17 protein-coding genes and 2 pseudogenes are annotated in these 19,698 nt (G+C 55.9%); 13 read left to right on the top strand and 6 right to left on the bottom strand.

Annotated features, from left to right (window positions below):
* Positions 1-274: 274 nt before the first annotated feature.
* Positions 275-1,252, bottom strand: a complete 978-nt coding sequence (locus PGX04_RS28175; RefSeq protein WP_273741514.1) for a formyltetrahydrofolate deformylase — start codon at positions 1,250-1,252, stop codon at positions 275-277.
* A 321-nt stretch (positions 1,253-1,573) separates the two neighbouring features.
* On the bottom strand, positions 1,574-2,779 hold the full coding sequence (locus PGX04_RS28170; protein ID WP_273741513.1) for an alanyl-tRNA editing protein: 1,206 nt from the start codon (positions 2,777-2,779) through the stop codon (positions 1,574-1,576).
* A 327-nt stretch (positions 2,780-3,106) separates the two neighbouring features.
* Here PGX04_RS28170 and folP point away from each other — a divergent pair, with 327 nt between their 5' ends.
* Positions 3,107-5,521 carry a dihydropteroate synthase gene (gene folP, locus PGX04_RS28165; protein WP_273741512.1) on the top strand — a complete coding sequence of 805 codons (2,415 nt, stop codon included), beginning with the start codon at positions 3,107-3,109 and terminating at the stop codon, positions 5,519-5,521.
* Positions 5,522-5,570: 49 nt separating this feature from the next.
* Here folP and PGX04_RS28160 read toward each other — a convergent pair whose 3' ends face one another.
* Positions 5,571-7,529: an archaea-specific SMC-related protein gene (locus PGX04_RS28160; RefSeq protein WP_273741511.1), complete on the bottom strand. Its 1,959-nt coding sequence runs from the start codon at positions 7,527-7,529 to the stop codon at positions 5,571-5,573.
* An 80-nt stretch (positions 7,530-7,609) separates the two neighbouring features.
* On the bottom strand, positions 7,610-8,218 hold the full coding sequence (rdfA, locus tag PGX04_RS34210) for a rod-determining factor RdfA (RefSeq protein WP_337959497.1): 609 nt from the start codon (positions 8,216-8,218) through the stop codon (positions 7,610-7,612).
* A gap of 337 nt (positions 8,219-8,555) precedes the next feature.
* Between rdfA and PGX04_RS28155 the strand changes: the two genes are divergently transcribed.
* The 7 genes and pseudogenes from PGX04_RS28155 to PGX04_RS28120 all read left to right on the top strand — a co-directional run bounded on the left by PGX04_RS28155 (position 8,556) and on the right by PGX04_RS28120 (position 13,952).
* The gene (locus tag PGX04_RS28155) at positions 8,556-9,203 is read left to right on the top strand and encodes a helix-turn-helix domain-containing protein (RefSeq protein ID WP_377043588.1); all 648 of its coding nucleotides are present in this window, start codon (positions 8,556-8,558) and stop codon (positions 9,201-9,203) included.
* Positions 9,204-9,582: 379 nt separating this feature from the next.
* Positions 9,583-10,258, top strand: a pseudogene (locus PGX04_RS28150) (IS6 family transposase).
* 477 nt (positions 10,259-10,735) lie between these two features.
* Positions 10,736-11,365 (top strand): HTH domain-containing protein, encoded by a 630-nt coding sequence (locus tag PGX04_RS28140; protein WP_273741508.1) that lies wholly within the window; start codon positions 10,736-10,738, stop codon positions 11,363-11,365.
* The gene (fabG, locus tag PGX04_RS28135; protein ID WP_273741507.1) at positions 11,362-12,162 is read left to right on the top strand and encodes a 3-oxoacyl-ACP reductase FabG; all 801 of its coding nucleotides are present in this window, start codon (positions 11,362-11,364) and stop codon (positions 12,160-12,162) included. The genes PGX04_RS28140 and fabG overlap by 4 nt, the downstream gene beginning before the upstream one ends.
* Before the next feature lie 415 nt (positions 12,163-12,577).
* Positions 12,578-12,760 (top strand): hypothetical protein, encoded by a 183-nt coding sequence (locus PGX04_RS28130; protein ID WP_273741506.1) that lies wholly within the window; start codon positions 12,578-12,580, stop codon positions 12,758-12,760.
* A gap of 240 nt (positions 12,761-13,000) precedes the next feature.
* A complete protein-coding gene (locus PGX04_RS28125; RefSeq protein WP_273741505.1) occupies positions 13,001-13,519 on the top strand; it encodes a DUF7342 family protein in 519 nt (172 codons plus the stop codon).
* 88 nt (positions 13,520-13,607) lie between these two features.
* Positions 13,608-13,952 (top strand): toxin-antitoxin system TumE family protein, encoded by a 345-nt coding sequence (locus tag PGX04_RS28120; protein WP_273741504.1) that lies wholly within the window; start codon positions 13,608-13,610, stop codon positions 13,950-13,952.
* A 422-nt stretch (positions 13,953-14,374) separates the two neighbouring features.
* Here PGX04_RS28120 and PGX04_RS28115 read toward each other — a convergent pair whose 3' ends face one another.
* Both PGX04_RS28115 and PGX04_RS28110 read right to left on the bottom strand, forming a co-directional pair.
* Complete coding sequence (locus PGX04_RS28115) at positions 14,375-14,758, bottom strand: hypothetical protein (RefSeq protein ID WP_273741503.1); 384 nt, start codon at positions 14,756-14,758, stop codon at positions 14,375-14,377.
* A 1,218-nt stretch (positions 14,759-15,976) separates the two neighbouring features.
* Positions 15,977-16,534, bottom strand: a complete 558-nt coding sequence (locus PGX04_RS28110) for a gas vesicle protein GvpH (protein ID WP_273741502.1) — start codon at positions 16,532-16,534, stop codon at positions 15,977-15,979.
* Positions 16,535-16,925: 391 nt separating this feature from the next.
* Between PGX04_RS28110 and PGX04_RS28105 the strand changes: the two genes are divergently transcribed.
* From PGX04_RS28105 to PGX04_RS28085, 5 genes and pseudogenes are all read left to right on the top strand, one after another.
* Entirely contained in the window at positions 16,926-17,135 is a 210-nt protein-coding gene (locus tag PGX04_RS28105; protein WP_273741525.1) for a DUF8129 domain-containing protein, read from the top strand.
* 76 nt (positions 17,136-17,211) lie between these two features.
* Entirely contained in the window at positions 17,212-17,535 is a 324-nt protein-coding gene (locus PGX04_RS28100; RefSeq protein ID WP_273741501.1) for a hypothetical protein, read from the top strand.
* Positions 17,536-17,894: 359 nt separating this feature from the next.
* Positions 17,895-18,242 carry a hypothetical protein gene (locus PGX04_RS28095; protein WP_273741500.1) on the top strand — a complete coding sequence of 116 codons (348 nt, stop codon included), beginning with the start codon at positions 17,895-17,897 and terminating at the stop codon, positions 18,240-18,242.
* Entirely contained in the window at positions 18,239-18,685 is a 447-nt protein-coding gene (locus PGX04_RS28090) for a type II toxin-antitoxin system VapC family toxin (RefSeq protein WP_273741499.1), read from the top strand. The genes PGX04_RS28095 and PGX04_RS28090 overlap by 4 nt, the downstream gene beginning before the upstream one ends.
* A gap of 272 nt (positions 18,686-18,957) precedes the next feature.
* Positions 18,958-19,632 (top strand): annotated as a pseudogene (locus PGX04_RS28085) (DUF955 domain-containing protein); the annotation flags it as partial.
* Positions 19,633-19,698 lie beyond the last annotated feature (66 nt).

Here is a 19,698-nt window from a genome sequence, read left to right as displayed (position 1 = left end):
CTCCCGTCATCACCGAGAGTGTTGGTTCGTGGTCCCCCCAATATCGACGATACAGAGGCCGTTATCGCAGTTTTGTGTTCATGACTGGCGTCGCGGTCGGAACGAGGACACGTCCGTTACAGACTCGCTCGCACCGTCCACAACAGATGATCTACTTGATGTGTTGCGGAGAACGGGAAAACGTGCCGGTTCGTCTAGCGCAATACGGAAAAGAGATCACTCTCTCGTCGCCTCTGCGACGGACCCTGTGGTCGAGCTTGAAAGGCACCGCGAGTCAGTCATCCGCCGTCGCCGTCTCGTCCGTTTCGTCGCCAGCCACCGCGTCGAAGCCGTCGACCGGCTGGTCGGGGATCAGCCGGTTGAGTTCTTGGGGAGCGCCGAGCTGCGTGTCGGTCTCGCCGGGGTTTTCGAGTTCGGTGCGTCCGAACTGCACGGAGAGCTCTTCGTCGAGATGGAGCTTTATCGCTTCGAGGAGGGCCTCGGCTTCGAGCGGTTGGCCGAGCCGCTTGAGGTCTGCCTCCGTGGCATCTGAAGGGACGTTGAACGACCGCTGGGTGATGATTGGGCCCTGGTCGAGATCGGTGGTCACGTAGTGGGCCGAGACACCAGCGATGCGGGCTCCCTCCTCGAGAGCCTGTCTGTACGCGGCGGCACCGGGGAACGCCGGGAGCAGACTCGGATGGACATTGATGATCCGACTCTCGTAGCGGAAGACGATTTCAGGCGATAGGATACGGATGTAGCGAGCCAGCGCGATCAGGTCGATGTCGTAGTCGGTAAGCAGGTCGAGCAGTTCTTCTTCGTTGGGAGCCCCCTTCTCGTCGCCGATATCGTGAAAGGGAACGTCGTACTGCGCCGCGAGCGGCTGAAGGTCGTCGTGGTTCCCGATGACTACCTCGATGTCCGCGTCCAGTTCGCCGCTGTTCCAGGCCTCGAGCAACGCTTCGAGGCAGTGGCTCTCCTTGGTGACGAGGACGGCGATAGACTGGTTCTCGCAGTCGGACGGGAACCGCACCTGGACGTCAACCCCAAACCCGTCGCAGAGGTCCTCGAGGTCCTCCTGGAACTTCAGTTGGGTGGTGACCATCTCCGACGTGTCGATTTCCATAGTCATCCGGAACGTACCGTCCCGAACGGCCTGGTCGAGGTCCACGATGTTGGCGTTGCGCTCGAAGAGGAAGGAGGTCACCTCGGCGATGAGGCCCGTATCGTCTTCGCCGACGACCGTTATCTCAGTCCACTCGCGAGTCATACCTGCATCCTCCGGCTACTGCCATCGGTTGTTCTACTCATTTTCCATCGGTTCGATTCGAGAGAAGCTTTGCGTTCACGTAGCAGTGATCCGTAGTCCGCCGAAGCGGACGTCTCACTCACTTTGAGAGGCATTCCGGACGTGACTTCCAGTCCTCCAGTAATTAACCTTGTTCCTCCTGAAACACGGGGGATACGATGTGTTTTCGAAGTCACAATATGCCCAAGGTTTCTGACAACACGAGAAGGAAGACGTACGGTGTACGGGATACCGAGCGACGGCGGAAGCGCAGTCGCTCCAGGTAGTGGTGAGCCAAAGCGGCTACACCTGCTCACGTAGGTACTCGACGATGGTCGTCGGTTCCTCGTTCAACCCACCGCCCTGCGCAAAGGTCGAACCGCCGCCACCGCCACCGCCGAACTCCGCCGTGACATCGTCGACTACCTCGCTGGCGTCCGGTTCGCCCGTCGTCGCGACGACCACGAACGAACTACCGTTGATGCCGATAAGTGCGATCACGTCACCTGCGTCTCCAGCGAGTTTTCTGACTCGCTCGGAAACGTCGTTTGGACCCATCCCCTCGACTTCGCCGACTAGCCAGTCGTCACCGTTCTTCGATACGGCTTCGTCCGCCAGGGTCGTAAGGCGCTTCTCTAACAGACGCTCGTGTAACTGGTCGATCTCTTCCGTGAGAGAACCGATCTCCTGTACGAGACTGGTAGCGCGTTCCGGAAGGTCCTCGACGCTCGTCTCCATCGCGTCGGCCGCACGCTCAGCATTCTTTCTCTCGTCGATCCGCGTCTGGATGGCTGTGGGACCGACAGCGTACTCAACGCGGATGAGGTCGGAGCCCGGATTCGAGACGTCCAGCACCGCTATCGGTCCGACCTCCGTAGTGTTTTGTACGTGCGTGCCGCCGCAGGCCGCGATGTCCCACTCGTCGATCTCGACCACGCGAACCGTATCGGACGGCTCGCCGTTGTCAGTCAGATTGAACACTACGTCGTCGCGCCGACGGGCGCACTCACTGTCCATTTCTTTCCACGTGATGTCCCGAGAATCCCAGACGACTTTATTCACCATTCGCTCGAATGTGATAGCGTTCACGTCGTCGGGATCGCGGTCAGTTTTGAAGTCCAGGCGAACTTTCTCCGATCCGATATCGAACCCGCCGTATCCAGGGTCCTCGAACAGTTTCCGTCCCGCACCGTACATCAAGTGACTCGCCGTGTGCGCTCGCATGCAGTATGTTCGGAACTCTTCGTCGATTCGACCCGTGACGGCCTCTCCCGCTTCGAAGCCAGGCACGGTCGCGAGGATGTGGATGGTTTCCCCGTCTCGTTTTTGCACGTCGGTGACGTCGATACCGTCCAGAAATCCGTTGTCGGCCGGTTGTCCACCCCCTTCCGGGTAGAAATACGTCCGGTCCAAACGGACCGCACGACCATCGACGGACCGAACGGTCGCCTCGAACTCGGTCACGTATGGCTCTTGGGCCGCTATATTGTTCGTCGAGTCGGTGGCCATAATGGGAGTCTCGCCACACACTTTCATAAACAACACGGTGCCCGTAAAGCGTAAGACGCAGTTCGCCGACAGAGGGTTGCACTCTATCAGAAGATGCGACCGGTCGGCCAGCAGAGGCGGTGCGAAACGCGACTTCAGATCGGTGGCAGGACAAGGATGGCACCCCAACCTCGATACATAAATCACACTACAAGCTGTGGATACGTGAGCAGCGCCGACCGTGAACTGAGGGCTATTTTCTCGGTAGAGACGCCTGATTGTGGACGCTAACCGGCCGAGATAGGATGCGGCAACACATTAATACCGATACCGGTGCCCCTATTTGACATGGAGTACCACGAGGCAGCCAACTATCTGGAGAGTCTGGACCGTTCCCGCCCGAAGCTCGGAACGGAGACGACCGCTAGGATGCTATCCGCTCTCGGAAATCCACACGAGAAAGTCGACTGCGTCCAGATAGCGGGGTCGAACGGGAAAGGGAGCACAGCGGTGATGCTCGAACGGGTACTGCGGGAAGCGGGCCTTAACGTCGGTCTGTACACTTCGCCAGACCTGAACGACTTCCGCGAGCGGATCCGGATCAACGGACGGAAAGTCTCGAAGGAACGCGTCCGATCGTTCGCCGAGGAGATCAAACCGTGTCTCTCTCGACTGCGCGGCGACGGTGACTGCCCGACGTACTTCGAGGTGCTGACCGTACTCGCATTGCAGCATTTTGGCAGCGAAGACGTCGACGTGGCAGTCCTCGAAGTCGGTATCGGTGGTCGGCACGACGCAACGAGCGTCGTAGATCCAGTGGCCAGTGCCGTCACGAACGTGAGCCTAGAGCACACCGACGTCCTCGGCGAGACAGTCGAAGAGATCGCCCGAGACAAAGCGCAAGTCGCACCGGACGAGAAACGGCTCGTAACGAGTGCAGATGGCGAAGCGCTCGAGGCGATCCGATCCGAAACGGAGGTCGTCACTGTGGGCGAAGCAGAGGCCGACATCATCGCCCGAGAGGGTGAAATAACTTCGCAGGTCGAAACAACCGTCTTAATACTCGGTCGGGAGTGGGATGTCGCGACGAACCTTCCGTTGCTCGGCCAGCACCAGGCGACCAACGCCGGAGTTGCAGCGACTCTCGCCCGACAAGTAGCGAAAGTCGAGACCTCTGCGATCGAGCTCGGACTCCGAAGCGCCCACTGGCCGGGCCGGTTTGAAGTAATGTCGACCAACCCGCTGGTGATCCTCGACGGTGCTCACAACCCGGCCGCGTGCGAGACGCTCGCTGATCTCGTCGACCGGTACGAGTTCGACGGATTACACCTCGTCTTCGGGGCGATGAAAGAGAAAGACCACTCGAGAATGGCAGCAGAACTCCCCGAACCGGACGTGCTCCACTTCTGTCAGCCGGATGTGAGTCGGGCCGCGTCCTTCGACACGCTAACGGGAGCGTTCGAGACGGACACAGCCCAGATCAAGCGGGACGAGACGGTACAAACGGCGGTCGAACGGGCGCTCAACTCGGCAGACGGCGACGACTGCGTACTGATCACCGGTTCGTTGTACGTCGTCGCCGAAGCTCGCGATCGATGGACGCAGCGCCAGATCCCAAAACAAGCTGATACGCTCGACGCTGCGCGATCCGTTCTCTCCGAAGCGTACGTTCAGGATGGGTTCGCCAACCGCATCGCTAAAGACACTGTCACCTATGCGTTCAAAATTCAGTTGCGCAAGAAGCAGGCGGAGTATCTACAGCAGACGATGCAATCCATCGGTGGGACGTGTGTCGTCTCAGAGATCGATTCTCCCGGGCGACATATATCCGTCGTCCTGTCTGGAACTGCCGCCCAGTACGAACGTCTGGCCGACACGATCCAGAACAGTGATTTGGGACTTTCGTACGTTTCGGAACGGTTCAGGGAGATCATCAGCGATGGCGAAGAGTCCGATCAGTATCCGTGGGATGCCGACACGGCAGTCATGGGTATCCTGAACGTTACTTCGGACAGTTTCTACGACGGCGGCCGGTACGCTCAGGTAGAGGACGCCGTACGACGAGTCCGTGAAATGGTTTCCTCGGGCGCGGACATCGTCGACGTCGGCGGCGAGAGTACGCGGCCGGGAGCCGATCCGATCACGGTTGAGGAGGAGATCGAGCGTGTCGTCCCGGTTATCGAACGCATCTCCGGGACAGACGTGCCAATCTCTGTCGATACGAGGAAAGCCGCTGTCGCAGACGCCGCCATGGAGGCGGGCGCAGACGTAATCAATGACGTCTCCGGACTGGCAGATCCGGACATGCGGTTCGTCGCTGCCGACCACGATGCGCCGGTCGTCGTCATGCACAGCGTAGATGCCCCGGTCGATCCGGACCGATCGACGGCGTACGACGATGTCGTCGAGGACGTCATCCGTGAACTCGGTCAACGAGTGTTGCTCGCCGAACAGGCGGGACTCGATCGCGAGCAGATCATCGTCGATCCCGGACTTGGCTTCGGAAAGTCCGCCACAGAGTGCTTTGAGTTGGTCGACAGGCTGGGGGAACTGCGTGCTCTCGGTTGTCCGATCATGGTCGGCCATTCCCGCAAGTCCATGTTCGAGCGCGTTGACTGCAGTATCGACGATCGACTACCGCCGACGGTAGCAACGACGACCATGGCAGCCGAGCGAGGTGCGGATATCGTCCGCGTCCACGACGTCGCAGAGAACGCCACTGCGATCCGGACGGTTCGAGAAACGAACAGTACGGACAGATAGGGGACGATACGAGTTCCGAGGCGGCAGCCGATCGAGACGACGCCCGTACTCAGGGCGCCGCATCGAGCGACGAGGTGGTGAGAATAGAAGGAACGGTGCCGTCGAGTTCGTCGGCTTCCTCGGGGAGAACCGCTGTGACGACGTAATCTGCGTGCTGTTTGAAATACGTCAGGAGGCCGTAGATACGATCAGCGTCGAGCATCTCTACGGCATCAATGACGACGATGGGGAGTTCAGAGCTCACACCGTGTGCGATATACCCCGCGAGCGCGACGACGAGCCCGATAACTTCGCGTTCGCTTTTACTCAGCGTGTCGATCGTATCCTCGTAGGCAGCCCCGTCAGCAGTTGACCGCACGACGTGTAGTTCAAAATCGGTCCGAGAAGTCGATCGTTCCGTCGTCTCGGTGAGACGCTCGATCCACACGCGCTCGATGTTTTCGTACTCTAACTCATCTATCACCTGCTGCATCGATTCATTGAACGCGGACACGAGATCGCGTTCTATCGATTCGATCCGATCGCGCTGTTCCTGAAGCTGCTCGGATATGGACTCGCGCTCGGCCTCGAGATCGTCACGCTCGGTGCGTTTGGACTTGATCCGTTCGATCTCAGTCTCGATGTCAGTGAGTTCGTTCTCGAGTTGGCCGCGTTTGTACTCGAGATCGCTGACATCGCCGTGTAGCTTGATGAGTTCGTCGTCTTCTCCGTCGATCTCTTCGACTTTCGTTTGAAGCTCCTCGATCTCACTCTGGAGCGACGATCGGTCGTCCTCGAGACCCTCGAGTTGCTGCTCTCGGCGCTCGATTTCTTCTTCGATCGACTGTTTTCTATCTGTGAGCCGTTCGCGCGTCTTGCGTTGCTCTTCGAGGTGTCGCTTCCGGCTTTCAAGAGACTCGATCCGATCAGCGATCATGCTCTGTTGGTCTCGTTTTTCCTCGAGGATTTCCTTGACGACCCGGACCTGCTCCGCTATCTCCGACCGTTCGACGGTGTTCCCGCACGTCCAGCACGTGATCGTCCGTGATGTCGGATCGAGTTCACTGATGATGTCATCGGACTTCATCTGATCGGGGATATCGGTCTCGTCGTCCAGCAGTTGTCCGTTCATCTCTACGATCGGACTGAGCGCGTTGATCGTCGTCGTCAACTGCTGTTTTTGATGGTGGAGTTGCTCGATCTCGGTTTCGATCTCGTCGAAGTCCTGTCTCTCGTCGGCACCGTGAACCTCAGTCAATCTCTCTGAAGTTTCATCGAAATCGTTACGAAGCGATGCCAACGCCTCTTTCTGTGTTCGGATTCGGTCTCGGATCGTCTCCCGCTCCGTGCGTTTCTGTTGTAACTCCTCGAGTATCCGTTCGCCCTCGTCTGTCCCTCTGCTTGCTTCCCTTTCCTCGATAACCTCGCGTTTTGCCTCGAGGGATTCCTCGACACCACGTATTTCCTTCTGCAAGCTATCGCCCTTCGTCTGGAGCGTCGGAAGGCGGTCTACCATCCGATCTATCTTTTCGAGCCGGCCATCGATATCGTCTTTTCTGGTCTTCAGGCGATCGATCTCCGATTCGATCTCCTCGGTATCGATCGGTCTCATCAGTAAGTCGTAAATATCGTTGGCGTTGACAATAGCCCGTCGAATCGGATTCGTTTCTCCGAGCGCGACAAACAGTTCACAGAGTTGGTTTCGATCAGAAACGCGATCGGCATCGGAGACAACCGAGCTGCCGTTTTTCGCGGTTAGGTCCACGTAGTAGTCACCGTCGTCCGTTTCGAGTTCGACGTGCCCCTCGTCAGCGTCGCTCTTCAACTTTGGATCGGTTCCCCCGAGGACGGCAGAAAGTGCACGCAAAAAGGAGGACTTGTTTGACGCATTTTCTCCCGAGAGTAGAGTGACTCCCGGAGAGAGCGTCACTTCTCCGTTCGATATTCCCCCGATGTTACGAACGTGTACACGAAGATCACCAAGTTCTTCGGCAGTATAATCTGTCGATGTTGTATTATTATATGACATGATAGTTCAGTGTTTGATGGTATCCGACCCTTCAATAGAGAAATAATAAACTCCCATACTATTCAAACTTATGTTAACATTCATTTCTCTACATCACTGGCGCAGTTACAACGACCCCGCTCTAGAAGCCGGGAGAACGTATACTCTTCTCCACACTTCGTGCAGGCGATTCGGAGACTCAACGTCACGTCCACGTCGCTGATCGCCACATGACCGGCAGAGCGAAGTCGGTTAATCGTTCGTTCGGTGATGACCTCAGTCCGAGATAATAGTTTGAACACCGTATTTTTCGCGTCGGAGGTGGTTACGTTCGGCTCGTAAGACGTATCCACCCCGAGACATTCTTGGAGATGCGTTCGAATAGTCTGGTAGCTAACAAAGTCCGACGTGACTGCCTCTGGATCTACCCCTGATCGCCTGAGTCGGTCGTTTACTTCGATTTTCGAACCCGAACTCACGTCGTCGGCAGTAAGAAGGTAATACGTATTTTCGACCTCACCCTCGATTATTTCGGCCCTTGCATCCCGCATCGCGGCCTCGAGCACTCGCTGGTTGAAGTATGCCTCGAGATCTCGAAGGCTCGCATCGGAATTCTGTCGCCGGTCCCGTAGCTTCGCATCGATATCGTCGAGTCCCCACCTCTCGCATACTCGATCGACCTTGCACGCTTGACTGTCATCAGCGGACATTGGCTACCTGTAGAACGGGTACTGGGACACTGGGTCCATCGTTGCTCTACTTATGTTACAGGAGGCTAGTCGTCGCATACCTATTTTAGATCCCGTACATAAATAACCATAACGATAATTGTTGGTCTTCTCGCCGTGCTTCCGAAAGCGGGTCCGTTGTATCATAGTAATTTATGTCCCTCGAGAGTCGTTGCCAATACAGGAAGTAGCTAGACTGAAATCATAATCTTCCCTGATGAGAGAATGATACTCGAACAACAATGGAAAATAGCTTACTTACGACAATATTCAACCAGCTACTCGGGCGATAGGTGGATTAAAGTCATAACAAAATAAAATGTCAATAACGGCGAAAGCATATATCGAACACGAAGACCTAGCGCTCGTTCCGACACTGTGCAATCTTGATAGCGTCAATATTCGGGTGATCCACCAAGCTACGACCGATCCGACCTCCTGTACTTTCCCGTTCGTGATCGAGTACGACGATCTCGAAGAGTTAGAAGAGACACTCAATAGAGATCATACCGTGACCGAGTACGAACGGATAGATAGCAATAATAACACCAATATATATCAGATACAACATACAGATACAGCTAAACTCATCAGCCCAGCTGTCACCCAGGTTAACGGATTCCTCTTACAATCAGAGACGAAAGATAAAGGATGGCTGATTCAGGCACAGCTATCGAGCCGGGACGCACTTAACTCCGTATGGGAGTATGCGAGGGAAAACGACATCAGTTTCAACTTGCTGGAGTTGTATGAAAAACGGAAGGGAGGTTCCGATAGCTCGTTCGGATTGACAGAAGAACAACAGAAAGCCCTCGAGATCGCGTACGAAAAAGGGTACTTCAGCGAACCGCGTGAGATGTCGCTCGAGGACGTTGCCAACGAAGTCGGCATCTCCTCGACAGCGATGAGCGGCCGTCTGCGCCGAGGGATGAGAAACCTTCTCTCCTCGACACTCATCGAAGATTAGAAATGACTTACAGCACTTTTGTTGGGGCGCTGTTCAGATACGAGCGTGACTGGACAAGGTCGTATAATTCGTGGTTTCTCTGTCAGAACAAATCTGGTTTATGAATTCTAGCAGAGTCAATTAGGCTTTGTGGAGCGAACGGTGACACTGCGCGAGCTGATGTGATCGAGTATCCAGCTTGAGTTGGCCAAATTACAATTTCGCATATCTTTTATGATACTCAGTATCGGACGAGTTCGGTCGACAATCCATATATAGGTTCAGAAAGCCGATTTCCGACTGACAGCTGGGCAACACCGGATCACGACTCCTCGAATGCCCTGGCGCCGTCTAGTTAGCGCGGTTTGAGAAGCGAGCAGGTCGTAGAGCTAGGTTGGCTATGACGCTCGCAGACCTGCTCAGCGAGCGCTACGCGACGGAATTTGATGAAGCTTGGAAGCGTAAGCGAACGGCGATTGCGTCAGGGTGTTCGCCGTCCGCCTCCACGCAACCGGTTGTTCGCTTCGAGAGACACAAGCAATTCTTCACTTGATCGGGGTCAAACGCTCTCATCAAGCAATCTGGCACTGAGTACATCGGCTGGCTGACAGCGTGTCAGACCCGCCGACGGTGCAGCCGTCGCGGGTCGCCGTTGATGAAACCGCTGTCAAGATTAACGGCGACTGGTCTTGGGTGTACGCTGCAATAGACGTAGACTCTAGGCTCGTTCTCGATGTCGCAGTGTTTGGACGACGAGGCATCGATCCAGCCGCTGCGTTCCTGCATCGATTGACCGAGAAACACAATCTCTCCGATACCGTGTTTCTCGTTGATGGCTATGGGTATCTGACTGCCCTCTCTCGTTTGGATTGAGCGGTCAGCTCGACTATATTGATCGAAACCTCATCGAAAAGTGGTTTCACACCTTCAAGATGCGAGTTGACCGCTTCCATAATTCATGGGTGGACAGTCGGGCAAGCGTCCGCGAATGGCTTGAATAATTTGTACACTATTATAACACACAACGACCGCACCAGTCACTCAACGGACAGACGCCAGCGGTGGTGCTTAACTAGACAATGCCAATGCCCTCATTATGTTGCCGGAAAATATTTATTGCCTGAAAAACATGTATTTGCATGCGGCTGAGCCAGTAGAGCGGTGACTGGCCCGCCGCAGGTGTCTGGCTGTTGACTGACAGCCACTCGTGGACACCTTCTTCGACTGCACCCAGAGGGAGAGCCGATGGATTTTACTCCTCGGTAGTATTACTGGCATATTCCGTCTCCCTCTCCTGATTTCGAATATTCCTTGGTATTCATTCACACGATGGGTTTTATCCTGCCTAATGTGGAAGTGACCGTTGATGTCCACGAGTGAACATCAGTCACCACTGCAGGAGGATAGTGTATCACTACCAAACGCTCTTGTCTCTCCACAAGGCAAACTTGTCTATCTCGCTCTCGCCGTCGTCGACACGGCGACAACAACGGATCTCCAGCAGATGCTGGGACTGTCGAAACTCACACTGCTGCCCATTCTCGCGTCGCTCAGTGCGAAGGATCTCATCGAGCGCACGGAGGATGGATATGCTACGAGATAAGGAGAGGTCTTCCGTGGCTGCCGATCTTGAGCAGCTAGAGACCGTCCGCATCGACTGTTATATGCGTCCCGATGTGCCAGCGGTTATCGCCGACACGATCACTGGCGTTATCAACCGGCTTCAGGCCCTCTGTGATAGCGGGATTATCGCCGACTACGAGGTGAACCACTGGCCACTAGACCATCACGTGACCGACGAGACGGACGCCACGAGGGGCCCGACGCGACACGAGCTTGTCGCTAAGTTCGAACGCTGGGCCGAGCAACACGGCTATACACTCAAGCCGGCGTTCCGTCGAGAAGAGATCTCGGTATCACCGCTCGGAATCGGGTGTGACGACCCATACAAACGAATCCGGGTCCCAGTCATCGCACTGGCACTCTACGAGGAGGACAGTGAACCAGAGATGGAGACAGCGGAACTTCGTGGGGTCGTTCCGTATACGGAACATCCCGACACAGACGACGAGCGGACGTACACTGTCGATGAGTGGCTGTCCGCCGTTGAAACGAAGAAGAGTGATGTGCGCACACGCACCTCCCGGCATGACCAAGCAACACAGCTGGAGGGACAGCAATGACACCAGAACTCACCGAGCCACGGGAAGATCTGGAACAGCCGTCTCGCCAGCCGCTCACCGGACGGACCTGTCTGGTCACGGGTGGCTCGCGCGGGATCGGACGCGGTATCGCCCGCGAACTGGGGCGATACGGCGCGACCGTCGCTGTTAACTATCGGTCATCGGAGACGGCAGCCCACGAGGTTGCCGATGAAATTACCGAAGCAGACACCGAAGGAACAGCTCATCCGGTCCAAGCGGACGTCACCAATCGTACTGAGATCGAGGCGATGCGCGAAGCGGTCCACGACTCGTTCGGACCAATCGACGTGCTCGTCAATAACGCAGGGATCACCTGTGATGGCACGTTCCAGAACATGACACCCGAGGACTGGCACCGCGTGATCGATGTCTCACTACACGGGACGTTTAATTGCACGCAGGCGTTCTATGACGATCTCGAAACCGTCGATCACGGGCGGGTGATCACCATCTCGAGCGTGATCGGCAAACAAGGCAACGTCGGGCAAACGAATTACGCGGCGGCCAAAAGCGGGCTCTTCGGCTTCACCCGCTCACTTGCACTCGAGTTGGCGGACTCAGGAACGACGGCCAACTGCATCGCTCCCGGATTCACCTGCACCGAGATGGTCGACGCTATCCCGGATAAGATTCAAGACGAACTGCGTGCGGAGATTCCACTCGAACGATTCGCGGAGGTTAGCGAGGTCGCCGGCCTCGTCCGCTACCTTGCCAGCGCGAAATCTGGATACATTACCGGTGAAGTGATCGACATGAATGGCGGGATCGATCTCTGAATGCCCGTCCACCGTGCGACAACTGGACGGACAGCTATCTTACCCACGATACCCATGACCAACGCAACACCTCTGATCGAAACGATGTTTGAGATGCAGCGCCAATCGATCAAGCACAGCCAGCAACTGATTGAGCTGCTCTGTTGAATAGGGGTGCGGCGTCGGGATAGGAATGTTATGGCCACGAGTCAGCGGTTGAAGAGTGAAATTTCAGAAACCAATCTTCATTCTTGCTACCAGGTCAGAAAAGTACGCTACCGATGACCACTAAACGAACCGTCTCTGCTGTAGTTTTCTTCCCCTTTTGAGATCATAAAAACTATCCAATAGGACAGAACAAACAGCAGTGGAACAATCCACCAGAGATCGACGGCGAGGAAGACAGCTGAAATGAGAACGGGGACGGTCCAGCAATGTGTTCAGTGAGTTCAGAAAAGCCGGCGTCAGAAGAAAGGGCAATACGAAGCAGGGGACAGGCACCAAGAGCACCGAGAGCGCCGACAGCGCCGTCATTCAGGATAGCGAGAAACTACGAACTCTTGAACTCGAGCAGCGGGACTCCGGAGACGGCGTAACGATAGCGACAGCGCGGCTGTAGGACAACAGCGAACAGTCTCTCTCTCGACGAAAGGAGGATAGTCGGCTCTGTTGAAACTCTTAACTTATGATTTTTTTGGCACCCTCAGCGATAATTGGTAGTTCGTGTCTTACACGATGGCGTGGGTGGCGGCGAGCGTGGGGTCGAAGATGGTTGGGGCGCACGGCGAGTGGCTAGGACTTTGAGCGATATATTTTGCCCAGAGGAAGAAATATGTGTGTTAACTCCGTTGGTGGGAGTATGACAGACGATGCCCGCCGCGACGGCCCGCCCCCGTTCGATAGACCGTTCGAAGGCGAGGACACGAAGCAGCGCGTGTACGGTGCGGTACTACACGCCCGAGAGCCGATGACGGCCGCCGAGATCGCCGAGCGGGCGGACTGCTCGGGGGAGTCGGCACGGACACACCTGTCCTTCTACGCCGACCTCGGCATCGTCATTCGGCATGAGGGCCGGCCGGTCAGGTACGAGCGCAACGACGACTATTTCGAGTGGCGGCGGGTCAACAAGCTGGCGCGGGAGAACACTGTCGACGAGTTGCAGGCCCGCGTGTCGGAGTTGACCGACCGGATCGAGGAGTACCGCGACGAATACGGCGTCGACTCGCCCGCCGAGGTCGATGTCCTCGAGTTCGACGCGGAGCGGATTGACGACGCGTACGTGGACCTCGGTAATTGGGCTACCATCATCGAGGAGCGTCGCCTACACGAACGCGCCCGGAGAAAGGCCGCTGGCTCGACGGCCCCGTCGCACAGCTGAGATGGTGCCGACGGATGACGGTGCGAGTCCCGCACCGATAGACCGGTCGGTGTTGGAGCGAATGCGTTCCCGATTTGGCGGGAGTCGTATGTTCGAGTCGGCGGCGATCGTCGAGGAAGAGAAGTTGCACCTCCGCGTCGAGTTGTCTGGCGACTACTACCCGAACGGGGCGTCTGCTCGCTTTGAGATCCGCTGGTATCGCAACGACGACTTCAACTTCCACTACCAGGAGCAGCGGCGGGACAGCGACTGGAAGTGTCGATGGGATCGGCATCCGAACGCGCACAACTCACGGGATCACTTCCATCCACCGCCGGCCGCTAGCCGCACCGACGCGGAGAACGCTCAGTGGCCGGACGATCACCGCGACGTGAGCCGCCTCGTCCTTGATCGGATCGAAGAGCGCATCGAGATGCTGTGGGAGCAGCAGTAGGCGGAGGCATTGCCGAACGTGTTGAGGAGATCCGTTCGAGAAGTGCGACTGTTATTTCTGTCAGGAGGGGACGCTAAGATTCGACTGACTCGGTTTTCTGCGTGAACAGACGTCTCGAGAGAGCGTTGTTCGACCCTCAGAGAGGGGTAGAGGGGCGAAGCGATCACTCGTCCCGACGAGGGAATCAGAAGCAGAAATCACTTCCAGCGCCCGCCACCGAACCGCCCTACGATGCCGGTCCCTCGGGTGCAGTACTTGGGGGCGCCCTGGCCGTACGAGCCCACATGTCTCACAATACGATCGGCATCCCCACTCGTGATGGAAATTGATAGATGTCTCTGGCCATTGGTCTACCATCCCCTAAGTGGATTACCGAGCTTCGCGTGACCACTCCAGCTGAGGAGAGATAACAACTCACCTTTCTATTCTTCGTTACTATGCGTCTGAAACGCATCGTCACCCATAAGCAAGCAGACCATCGGTACTGACTCGTCCCGGACAAAATGGATCTTCTCCGCTGCCCATTGCTCGATGCGATCCACGACGGGCGGCGGGAGCGTAGTCGCACCGTCGCTGTCGAGCAGAGACTGGCCCAACTCTGTGAACCGAGAATCGGCATCGTAGACTGACCGGTACCTCGTGACCACGAGAGCATCCCGATCTGACCATTCTCCCCAATAAACGAGATCACCACGGGTCACGGCATCGAACGCAGACGACGACACGGTTGGTGGGAACGTTCCAACAGCCGGGTTCTCTGCCTCTCGTTCAAGGAGACCGGTCGAGTACGAATCATCCGTGCCCATGCCACGAGTCACGGTAACAGCATCCATAATTCTACAGGCAAACGAACAAACTATGGCTTCGAATGCCGCTCCTCAGTCTGGGGATCGTGTGCGGTTGCATACGGCTCATGTGGCTCCAGGGAGGCGCCACTGAATTCAATAAAGCCATCACACCAGAGACAGACACTGAACAAAATCGGCAGTCCTGCCGAATTATATGTTGACTGAAAGACTGGTGTCTCCTTTTCACAGTACGGACATGGCATGAGTTCAGCACCACTCTCCAGCATCTCTTTCCCGACGCCATGATTGAGTCTGTACCAGCGGATCACGTTCTGAACGATCCTCATGGGCCCTCAATACGTCTACGTGGCGTGCGGTCGTAATACTTTGCCCACTGCTAGCAATAAGCACGAAATAACCGTAAAATAGTACTTACGAAGTAGATTCAGCCTCTGCGTAGAGCAATGAGACCGGGCAGTTCACGATCGGTTTGGGAGTGTAAGCGAGATCGGTCCGGGACAACGCGAGTACGGCCGATGTGTTGTTCGACGGTCTCGAGAGCTGAGACTTATGGAAACCACCACTGACCCTGTGACAGCAGCCGTAACGTGCGAAGGATGGGGGCTTGCTCAGCCCTACCATCCGGTCCTGACGATCGAGTGGCCGGACTGTGGAGCGAAACAGGGGTGAAAGTGCAAGCGACCGAGTGGGTATCGCATCCGGCAGCCGCACGCCGATCGGATCAACGCTGCGTACGAGGCTGGCTACACAAAGTGTCCATACAAGACTGACAACGCCGTGATCTGCGCCGGATCGACCGGGTCACCGATAAAGGAGTCGTCATCGATAGTCGGGCGTTCCTTTCCGTCACTGATTTGGATTTTGAACAAGTGACTGTCGATAGCCGTATGAAAACAGCCTCTATCGACACGTACGCTCAATATATGGATGATCGACTGTAATTCGGATTCTGTATTCACACATCTACTAATCAGTCAGTTTGGTCCAATTAGCGTGAGACGCGGGCGTGTGTCGAATAGATGCTCTGCAGTCAGTGCTCTCTTGCCGACAATATCTCTATAGTTTACTGCTGAAGAGATAGCGCAAAGCCACGAGATGCAACCGATCAACCGGGAGAGCGGTCGTTCAGTATTAGTGAATGACATAACATCGTGACCAGTAAACTACCGAATAGTACCAGTCTCACTAGTACAATAGTTAGAACAAGCTAATATTCTATGAAGGTGATTCTTTAAATGATTCGGAATCTTCCGATTTCATGTAGACTTCTAGGATACCATTCTTAAACCAGGCTTTCTTCATTTCGGGCGAAGTCCACGGAAGGTCAATTCGTTCAACAACAGTGCCTGTCTTACTAATAACAAGTTCGTTAGTCTTTGGGTGAATTCCAACTGAGATATCGTCTATACTCGCCCCAAGCATATCAGCAACAACGATAAACTCTCCGTCGGTGAAGCGGGTGTCAATTAAACACTCTTCAGATTCCGGTTTACCCACCTGCTTCTCGCGCTTTCGTTTCACAGTATCTATGCGCTGGTTTTGGTTTGCCTGCTTTCTACCAGTAGAAGGACGTGGTCGAGGGGACCTTCTGGAGGGTGCTATATCACTTTTGTTCTCTTCAACTAGCTTCCCCAACCCGTCGGACACCGATTGTAATACAGCTTGAAGAGAGGCCTCAAGAGCAGCTCCAAGAGAGTTCCCCTTTCGTTGACTATCGGATGTGGATTTCTCCGATTTACCGGTTTCCCGCTCGGTTTCGTCTTCGTTGCTCATGGACGTTCACCTCTGCTCAATCATGTTATGGTATGACATTCATCGGGATAAGACCCTGCATTTATCATTTAACATTTCTTACCATCAAATATATGTATATAAAATATCAATAGGCAATACATCTGCAGGTATACTGACCGCCTGATTCAACGCAGATCGTTCGAAGCAACCGAAGTCAGTTTGCTGAATCCATATTCTATAGTCAGCAGGCCGTTTCTATCAGATAATGATTCTTCCCCAAGCTTGTGGACTCCTGAACCTATCAACCGACGGTTGAAGCACCACTAGGAATCTGGACGGCAAGTCTCTCTCGCTGCTCCAAAATGGTCGTCAGATCAGAGCACTGTCTCGTGGTGTTATTTCTCTCCTCGAGGGGTGAGAGGATCCCACAATATCAGATACCGACCAGACTAACGAGCCACTGACGCCCCAGCAGCGCCTCGAGTCATCGAATCCCCGAATCATTGATGCGGGAGTCGCGACGATCACCGACATGGAGACACTTCAGGCGTGTGTCGCCTACGAAAACCAGCACCAACAACGCCTTCCGATCCTCAAACTGCTAGTCCAGCGAGCTGAAGGACTTCGCGAGGAGTCGTGACTGGTCCACCGATCACGATGCCTGCGACAGCTGGGAGTGTTGTTTGCACCCTCGAGAGGGGTGGAGGGTTTTCCAGATGACAGATCGATCCGAGATCACGATCCAACAGCAGACAGCGTTCACCGCTGACGGCGGACTCGAACCGACCGAAGAAAGCGTTGCGACCTCCCTCGAGGATTTCGGTGCTGACGTCAGCCATCGCGAGGTCGAAGCACGACTCGATCGCCCCGTGGCCAGCGAGTTCAGCATCGACGATCGTGTCGAAGTTCGATACTCGGAAGGCGACAATACCGACCAGACATCGCTGTTCGCGGAGACGGCCGACGACCAGCTGACGCTGACAGGCGAGGACGCCAGCTTCCAGTTCCTCTTCGACTCGCCCGGTGGGAACAGTGACTGATTCTTCCCGGGATGCCCCTCAGACTGACGAACAGAGAGTCACACGGGCGAGCGCAAGAGCACACATACGCGCTCTGGCCGCCGCGACTCCCGATCCACCAGTCAAAGGCGGCTACACCCACGGTGATCCGTGCCCCGCTGCGAGGTAGCGGTGTTGACTGGACGATTCAATGATGGAGGAGAGCAGTTTCTCGAGTGCGAGCGGTGCCTGTACCGTCTCACAGGCTCGAGATCGACGTTCGAGCGGTGGTCAGTATGAGCTAGGGATTATTGTATACGCCACAAGGTAACTGAGATTGTGGTATTCGCCATGTGGTGTATGCCACAATGCTTTTGCCTTCCCCTCTCGAAGTGAGATGTATGTCACGAGAGCGCGCCGAAAACGGACGATATACAGAGGCGGTCACGCTCGACGATGTCCTCGGCGTTTTCGAGGTCGTTGAGGGTCCCGTTGTCACCTCTGGTGACGTAGCGGAGGCGCTTGACTGCTCGCGCGAGACCGCCCGTCGAAAGCTCACTGCACTCGAGAATCAGAACCGCACCGCCAGCCGGAAGACCGCGGGACGAGTCGTATGGTGGCTCGTTGATTCCCACCCGGAGCCGAATGAGGTCAACCCTGATGATTCATTTTGGGACCTTGAGCCCGGAGCGTCCGGCGAGAGCGACGTCTCGGAACGCATTGATGAGATCCTGTATGGCGATGCATGACGCCGGAAGGAGCAACACCACTGTTCGTTGACACTGGCGCTTTCTACGCGCGGGCTGACGACGACGATCAGCACCACGAAAGGACCACTCGAGTTTTTGAGAAAATTCGGCGTGGAGATCTCCCCTACCGACCGATCTACACCTCGCAGGCTGTCCTCTCGGAGTTAGTAACGCTGTGTCTCTACAAACTCGGCCACGACGTCGCAATCCGTACCCTAGACGCAGTCCGGGAGTCGGAGACCTTTAATATCCTCACGGTCGGCCAGCCCACCTTCGATGCCACCGCAGACCAATTCGCCGAATACGATGATCAACAGATTTCGTTCGTAGATCATACGACAGCGATCCTCGCCCGTGAGCGTGATATCGATCACGTATTTGCGTTCGATGGCGACTTCCGTACTCTCGGATTCACTGTCGTTCCTGACGACACCGGAGAGTGATTGTACCGTCAATATCTGCAACAGTACGTCCCTCGCTCGTATCAATCTCCTTGTCAACGCCCTCACGCTCGTACGCATCGGCGAGTTCTTCTAACTTCGAGCACCGGACGCAGAATCGACTCGAGGAGATCGTCGGTGAACGGAGCGTTTTCATCCCGCCGTGAGCCGTTTTTTCATTCGAAATCAGGTGTGTGACGAGAGTGGTGTTGTTGTACCCCTGAGAGGGGTGAGGCGCTTTCGAGCAGGCGAGAGCGTCAACACGAGTGATTCCAATGGCAGTGACCACAGAGCGAGCAGCCTCGTTCACCGACACCGAGACGCGCAGCGACGAGATGACCAGTACGATCGAAACGTGGGTTGACGACCTCGTGGACCTCGTCGACGACGCTGCGGCCAGTGAGGAGTTCAAAGCCTGGCTCGACGTACAGAGCCACTTCCACGACTACTCGTACCGAAATACGCTCCTGATCAAACAGCAGTGTCCCCACGCAACCCGCGTTGCAGGGTACAACACGTGGGCAAACGAGTTCGAGCGCTACGTCCAGGAAGGCGAGAGCGCGATCTGGATCTGGGCACCGATCATCACGAAACAGTGTCCCGAATGCGGAAACTCCCCGTCGTACCACGAAAATAGTGATTGTGAGTACGACGGTCTTCGATATCTCGCAGTCCGACGGAGAGCCGCTTCCTGATCTCGAAACCGAAGCATATGGTGATGCCAGTAATCTGGTGCCGGCCCTCCTCGAGAGCGCCGAGCAGTTGGATGTCGATGCACAGATTGGCTCCCCTGACGAGTGGTACTACGGGGAAGGAAGGGAGTCTGCAAGCAACGCTGTCCGATGACCATGCAGCCGCGAGTCGAGGTGAAGAGTCGAGACAACCAAGCGGATCTCGCTGGGACACTCATCCACGAGTTCGCCCACGCCTTATTGCACTTTGATATTGAGGGCACTGTCTAGTTTAGCACCTCGGCTGGAGTCTGTCCGTTGAGTGATTGGTGCGGTCGTTGTGTA

Source organism: Natrinema soli, assembly GCF_028618695.1.
The sequence above is the reverse complement of the archived record's forward strand: the minus strand, read 5'-3'. Positions and strand labels throughout refer to the sequence as shown.